This is a genomic window from Archangium sp. (assembly GCF_036388035.1).
Taxonomy (GTDB): Bacteria; Myxococcota; Myxococcia; order Myxococcales; family Myxococcaceae; genus Archangium.
Map to the genome: position 1 here is coordinate 1 of NZ_DASVSO010000002.1, position 7,499 is coordinate 7,499.

Sequence of the window (7,499 nt, forward strand, 5' to 3'; positions counted from 1 at the left end):
TCGCACAGGCTGTCGGCGACCAGTGGTTCTACTTCCTCTACTTCCAGCAGCCCGGCAAGGCCGAGGCGGAGCTGGAAGCGAACGTGCGCACGTTCCTGCGCGGCTTCTTCTATTCGCTCTCGGGCAATCCGCCGTACCAGCCGCTGCGAGGCCTCGCGGGAGGGCCCAAGAGCGGCACCATGCTCGAGCACCTGCTCCAACCGGAAGTGCTCCCATCCTGGCTCACCGAGGAGGACCTGGACTTCTACACGGCCGAGTTCCAGCGCACGGGCTTCCGCGGCGGGTTGAACTGGTATCGCTGCGCGGATGCGACCTGGGAGCTGTCGCGAGCGTGGGATGACAGGCGCATCGAGCAGCCGGCGCTCTTCATCGCGGGAGAGCGCGAGCCGGTGTTGGTCATGCAGCCCGGGTCCGTCGAGGCCATGGAGCGGAGCATGCCTGGGCTGCGCCGCACCCTGATGCTTCCGGGCTGCGGCCACTGGACCCAGCAGGAGCGCCCCGCGGAGGTGAACGCGGCACTGCTCGAGTTCCTGGCGGGGCTGTGAGGCGACAATACCACCCGAAGGACATGAATGCAGGGCGGGCGGCGCCGTCTTGACCCAGTACAGCATCTCAAGCACGCTCTACCCCAGAGCTGGGCCGTCGATGTCGAGAGCCTGAGAAGGTTGCCCGCCCTCGGGTTCCTACCGGTGGCCCTCCGCCCTACATCGTCTCGAGGAGTGGATCATGAAGAAGACAGCCCCACAGCCTCGGCTCCGCGCCTGGGCCAGCTGCCTGGTGGTGCTGAGCTCCGCGCTGGCGTGGGCCCAGGACGCGGACGCGGCGGGACGGGTCTTCATCCAGGGCTCGGAGATCAACCTGCGCCGCGGCCCCAGCCCGAAGGCGGAGGTGGTGACGAAGCTCCCCATCGCCACGGAGTGCCAGCTCCTGGCGAGTGTCCCCAAGGAGTGGGTGCGCCTCAAGTGCGGCGAGGCGGAGGGCTTCACGCAGAAGTCCCTGGTCGGGGCGGCCAAGCCGAGCTTCGACGCGCTGCTGGCGCAAGCGCTGGACACCAAGGCGAGCACCCAGGTGCGCTACGACGCCGCCAGCCGGGCGGCGGCCCTCGACTCGAAGAACGACAAGGCGCTCGACCTGCTCGCGGACCTCTTCTTCGCTCTCGCGTTCGAGCAACTCCAAAAGGACGCGATCAAGGGCGGCCTCCACGAGGCGGTTTGGATCCAGCGCAAACATAGCCACTCGCTGGGCAGGAAGAGGACGCTGGAGGAGAGCTTCCTCTGGGAGTTGGAGAAGATCGAGTACGACTGGCACCAGCTCCGGTTCCGCCGCGGCGGCTTTCGCGGTGGATTCGTCAGCGTCATGTCCCGCGATGGCGCGCTCGTCGTGTACAGCGGACACATCCCCCCGAATGCGGGGAAGGGCGAGTTTGGCAAAGACCTGGATGAGTTCGATGTCAACATTGAATCGAGAAATAGCTGGGCGGCCTCTGAGGCGCTGAAGCTGGCGTTGCAGAAGGGCGCGCGGGTTCCCGAGTCGGGCGACACGAAGTACTCCGCCTTGGACAATGAATACGCCGGCATGCCGGCGCTGAGCCCCGCGGCCTTCCGGCTCTTCCGCTCGCTGCCTCCGCTCTGGTACCTGCTCCACGGGAAGAAGGGGGAGCGGCACGTCCTGGAGAGCTGCGGCATCATCTCCGGAATCAAACTCAGCACCGACATTCATCGCCGGGCGAGCTTCCGCAGTGGCGACGTCCATGAAGTCGGCGAAGAGCCTCTCACCGCCATGCAGATTACCGATGTCTCGAAGAATGGCGCCTCGTACCAATTGCAGCTCCGCGACCCGGAGGGCCGCCAGTCGTTGTTCGTACTGAGCTGGCCGACCGAGGAGCTGAATGTCGCGCATTGGGATAGCAAGTCTGGGTTCTTTAGTGGCGATTACGCCGTCGCCAATGCCAGGAACATCCCGGTCAAGGAAAACTGCACCTCGGACTTGGGTCAGTAGATCGACTTGGGGGGACTGAAATGGGAATCAAGCAGCAGTTCATCCTGAGGGAAGATGAGCGTGGTGTCTGCCAGGGCGGCGTGAACTGCAACATCGTGGAACGTGGCGAGGACGGGAAGTCGCTTTCTCGCGTCTTCCCCGTCGATGACTACGCCTTCCCGGAGGAGATCAAGCAACAGGCCAAAGAGTGGCATGTGCTCAAGGTTCCTCTCCTCGGACAACGGGTGGAGGAGTCGCAAGCTCCGGACTGGTGTGGCCGCACCTCGGCCTCCATGGTCTACAACTACTTCCAGCTCATCAAGGGAAGGGATCCGCGTCCGCACTACATCACCCACTCGAAGGCGGGGGATCCGGAGTGTCTGCTCGATCTCCGATACCCCAGGGGAGAGCGGGCCTTCTGGCTCCCCGCTGACGACTCCTTGCACAAGAGAGGTTGGACGGTCAGTCCTCCGGAGGGAGTGAGCTATGAGATCCAATCCGATTACAGGGATTTTCGTCTCGCCCTCAAGGGTGAAATCCCCATCCCTCTCGAGGAAATCTTTCCCTCCGACCTGAATGCCCGCCCGAAGGGGGTCGGGGGCATCCTGCGTTACAGCAGGCCCACCTCTTTCAATGAGCACGAGGGCCACCTGTTACCCGATGACCTGCGTTCCACGCTCGGCGAGATACGCAAGAGCGAGAAGAACGTCAGGGAGAGGTTCGCGCACCTCATCGACTGCCTGCGCGCCAACAACCCGGTGGTCATCTATACGGGCGTTGGACTCCGGAACGAGAAGAAACAGATCAACCCTCGCCACATCATCGTCATCTCTGGTTATTGCATCCTCACGGTAGGCGGGGAAGACCAGCTCTGGATGGTGACGGCGGACCCATCGACCAAGCGAGGGCTCGTCGATAATAAAGTCTTCAAGGCACCGACCAACGGAGCCATGGACCTGGGCGCTCGGATCGGTCCAACGGACACGATCTTCAGGATGCGCGCCGGTTACACCAACAAGGATGCCACGGGGCTGCACGCATTCGCCTCATTCAACCTGGTGCGGGCGAAGGCCTTCTTCGACAAGAACCCGACCACGGTGGATTCGCCTCACGACCTGATCCTGGACCACCGCGACACCCACGGCGGGCGTTACATCTACCGCAAGGAGAGAACCGAGGCCCCCGCCGAGGTGGTCGATAGCAGCTTCAGCCGGCCCAAGTACATCTTCCCGCTGCGTGGCAGCAGTGCCTCGAGCAATCCCTGGCAGAGCTATTACAACAACGAGTCGCTCGAGACCGGGATTGGCGGCTACTACGTGCTGGGCCTGCAGCGGAACCTGCATGGCGGCGTCCATCTCTTCCCGCCCGCCGAGCAGAAGACCACCCCGGTCAGAGCCATCGCTCCGGGCTATGTCGTGGCCGCCCGCCTCCCCGGGGACAAGGCCTCGTGCCGCGATCCGGGAGTCCTGGAGGCCCTGGGCAACTGGCCCGGCTTCGTCCTCATCCGCCACGAGCTCGAGGAGAACTCCCAGAACGCGGAGCAGAAGTCGCACGCGTTCTACACGCTGTACATGCATCTGCGCTCGCCGAAGTTTCCGGAGGCCGCCCATGCGGCGCCGGCCCAGGACTCCGCCGAGGAGCAGGCCGAGGACGTCGTCGCGGTGGAGCAGTACTTCCAGGAGGTCCCCTGGTTCCGAGAGCTGTACAAGCGACGCTTCGGCGCCTGGGTCAACATCTCGGATACCTCGGGGCCCCACAAGCTCGGCGCGCTGGTCTGGTCCCAGGCTCCGGTCGCCAACGCCGGTGAGGGCGGAGGGACCTACAAGGTGCTCGCCGAGGACGGCACGGCTCACCAGATCTCCGTGTGCAACCAGGCGGGAGAGGCTCAGTGGGTCTACAAGGCGCCACCGGCCAATCTCGGGAAGGCCCAGGACGCGCTCGTCGGTGGCAAGGTCGTGACCTTCCCGGAGCCCTTCTTCCCCGTGGCCACCGGAGAGGTCCTGGGCTTCGTGGGGTCCCTGCCCGCCGACATCGGCATGGACACCCGGCGGTTCCAGGTCAAGCTGGACCACCGGAACACCGCCGAGAAACGCAAGAAGTTCGAGCTGCGCTCGGGGTTCCTTCACTTCCAGGTGTTCTCACCGGAGAAGGATGCGGAGAACGGCATCAAGCTCCTCGCCCGACTGGCGGAGCAGATCGAGCTCCCGGAGGACATCAAGCAGGCCGGCGGCCGTGCCCCCAAGTTCGTCCCGGTCGAGGAGAGCGCGGAGGACAACTTCCTCGAGGTGGAGGAGATCGAAAAACACCTCAGGGACAATCTCCCCGAGGAGGACCGTGCCGCCTTCACGAAGGCGACCCACGAGCACTTCTCCTCCTCACAAGAGCGGGGAAACTTCGGCTACGCCAAGGCCGTCGCGGCGCTGCTCGACTCGAAGACCTCCTTCGCTCCGGAAGCCAAGAAGCCGGACTGGAAGTCGTGCACCCCCTTCGAATACCCGCTGACGCTCGAGATCGAGACTGGCTATCTCCCGCCTCCCGAGAAGAACAGCATGATCGAGACGGGAAGCTACGAGCTGGAGCTGTGCTTCGAGCAGGAGCTGGCCGGTGGCGGCTGGAAGAAGCTGGACTGTCCCTCGGGCCAGTGCGGCGAGGTCTGTAAGCCCGGATCCATCAAGCTCGATGCGGGCAAGCTCAGCGCCGCCAAGAACGGAGTCGTCCAGCTCTCGCTGATGGTGCCCGCCCTCGCCGAGCGGATGACGCTCAAGGCCAAGCAAGGCTTCTTCATCGAGCAGTCCGTCCCCCTGCGGGGCGCCGACGGCTATCTGCTCGCGCAAGGCATCACCCGGCGCTGGCGCAACATCCGCCTCATCCAGAAGAACGAGTGGGTCCCCGACAACGTCAAGGCGGTGTTGAACAAGGCGAACGAGGCGCTCAAGCCCTCCGGTCTGCGGATGAAGGAGCAGGAGGTGGTGCAGATCGCCTGGTGCGACCCGGAGAAGGAGGAGCACGTCCCGCGCGTCCTCGCCAATGGCACGGACCAGAGTGCCAGGCTCTTCGACGCCTCGGGCTGGCTCCCTCCCAGCAGCAGGCTGGAGAACCTGCACCCCGTCTCGGCCATCTGGCTGCTCAACGTGCTCGACAAGCAGAACAAGGCCCGCGTGCGGAGCGAATGGCCCGTCCCCCGCTTCCGGAAAGAGGATCCGAATCCGCTGTGCAGTGGATGGGTGAAGAGCGCCGGCGAGCGGCGCATGGGCGAGACGGCCATCGCGGTCGTCATCGACGAGGACTTCGGCTACGACCTGGAGCACCAGCTCGCGTTGCGCCTCAAGCAGGGCGCCCACGTGCTCGACCTGACCCAGGGCACTCCGGCTGCGTCCGGTGGCAACCTCGTGCACGCGGTCCAGGCCAGCTTCTGGGGCGAGTGGACCCTGGAGGTCACCGACACCTCGACACCGCCAAAGGTCCTGACGCCCAAGAAGCCACACAAGCGCCTCGAGGCGGTCCTGTCCGTCCCCCGCCCGAAGCTCGTGGGGGCCACGGAGGGCCAGGCGGCCGTGCTCGCCGAGAAGCCCCGGCGTCAGTCGGACGGCAATTGGCGGTGGCGCCTCGACTTCGAAGGGCCGGTGCCGCACGAGCTCCCAGGCTTCATCCTGTTGCGGATGAGCAAGACCGAGGACGGCGCCGACGCTGAGTACGCCAATGCGGCCATCCCCGTCACGGCCCGTTCAATCCAGGCCGGGAAGGGGCCAGGAGTCGCGGGCACGCACTTCCAGCTGGAGAACGACTTCATCGTCGGCCTGACCGAGGCGGGCAAGAAGGTCTGGGAGTCCCCGAAGAAGCTCTATGTCATCGACAACCTCGTGGGCTTCAAGCCCTGTTTCGAGGCGATGGACATCAAGGTGGGCTGGGGTCTCGTGAAGGGGCTCGCCCATCTCGCCGCGAAGAAGGTCCACTTCGAGTTGGTGTCGTTCGCCGAGGATGGGCTGTCCTGCACCCTGCGGAGCGCCACCCCCGACAAGCTCCTCAGGGAATCCACCGCCGCGGAGACGTTCCAGCGCAATCCCGGGGAGTTCGCACTCACGTTCGATCCCCTCGAATGCGAGGACCCGAAACAGCAGGCCCCGTGGGTCTTCGACGAGGAGCGCCGCGTCATCATCAACCGCAAGCCCGCGGCGGGCGACGCCGTGCTCGGCCCTCTTCCGTACAGCACGTACCGAAAGGTCTACCGCAGCTCCCAACCCCTGCGCATGCACGTCGCACTCGCGTCGGCGCTGGGGCAGGTCGCGTCCCGCCTCGACAAGAAACAGCTTCCCCCACTCGAGCGGCTCGACGCCGATGGCCTCGGTTGCATCATCAACGCCAGTGGGAAGGGAGTCGCGGACCAGGTGCGGATCGCCGCCGCTTCGGGCGCCTTCAACGTCGACATCGCGGATCCGGCGCAGCCGACACGCCTGCGGCTCAGCCCGAACCTGGACACCAAGAATTCGCTGTTCATCTCCTTCCACCCGGGGCCGCTCTTCAGCAGCCTGGCGGCGAGTGACCTCGAGCCCGGTGCCCAGCGCTTCCACTGGTTCGAGCTCGCCGCGCTGAACGGCCTCGGGCTGATGTACCCCTCCGCCGGGGAGACGACCGGGGAGGGAGACGGCTCCATCACCCTGAAGAAGTTCGAGGAGCTGAAGGCGAAGACGTCCCAGCACCTCCACGTCACCCACGCGGAGCCAGGCCGCTACAGGAAGGTAGGCCTGCGCAACATGGTCCCCAAGCCGGAGGGGAGCACCGAAGAGGCGCCGCCGAAGTATCTGGCCTTCCGGCCCTCGCCCCGGCTGGGCCAGTGCGAGCTGGAGATCTCCGCCTGCGTGTCCGGGGTGCCGGAGGATCTGCACCAGTACTACGCCTGCTTCTCCCGCCGCGTGGCCGGAGGCAAGAAGTGGGAGCCCATCAAGGGCTCCACCCGGCTGCTGGCCGACAAGCTCGAGGTCAGTGACCAGAACGCAGTGGCGGATTGGCTCATCTCGGCGCACGTGCCGTTCCCACAGCCGAACGGGGAGAAGAAGAACCCCCTCGACTGCAAGAACGAATTCAAGCTGGAGCTCATCGCGATCAGCCCGGACTTCGTGCCCCAGAGTCTGGAGCAGGTGGGCGAATACGACTTCACGCCGAGGTGGGTGGGCGGGCTGAAGGTGCAGCCGAAGGGGGAGCTGCTGGAGCTTCGCTGTCACGCCGAGGGCATCGAGGTGCCCGTGAAAGGTTCGAAGGAGAAGGCAGCCTGGAATGTCGCCCGGGAGTTCGAGCTCGTCATCGAGACCGACCCGGTGCAGCAGAACCCCGCGGACAGCGCCGCCAAGCTGGCGGAGCACGTCAAGTTCGCCACGCCCACCCTGGATGGGAAGCGAGGCGGTTGTGATCTCAACGGTGACTTCGTCGCCACCATCGACCTGGCCGCGCTCGCGCTCAACGTGTCCTACCGCTTCACTGTCCGGCGTGCGCTCGAGAAGAACAAGAAGCCGCGGCCGGTGCGACTG

Annotated in this window: 3 protein-coding genes; all 3 read left to right on the forward strand. The window is 65.4% G+C overall.

The window, feature by feature from the left end; translation table 11 throughout:
* Positions 1 to 545 (forward strand): alpha/beta hydrolase (locus VF697_RS00030; RefSeq protein WP_331090969.1); only part of this gene is annotated, 545 nt, incomplete at its 5' end.
* A gap of 181 nt (positions 546 to 726) precedes the next feature.
* Entirely contained in the window at positions 727 to 1,998 is a 1,272-nt protein-coding gene (locus tag VF697_RS00035; RefSeq protein WP_331090971.1) for a hypothetical protein, read from the forward strand.
* A gap of 20 nt (positions 1,999 to 2,018) precedes the next feature.
* The coding region (locus VF697_RS00040) for a hypothetical protein (RefSeq protein WP_331090973.1) at positions 2,019 to 7,499 on the forward strand (5,481 nt) is incomplete at its 3' end.

Bases quoted from the DNA above. Each gene is read 5' to 3' on its own strand.
- VF697_RS00035 (WP_331090971.1), top strand. From the start codon at position 727: ATGAAGAAGACAGCCCCACAGCCTCGGCTCCGCGCCTGGGCCAGCTGC.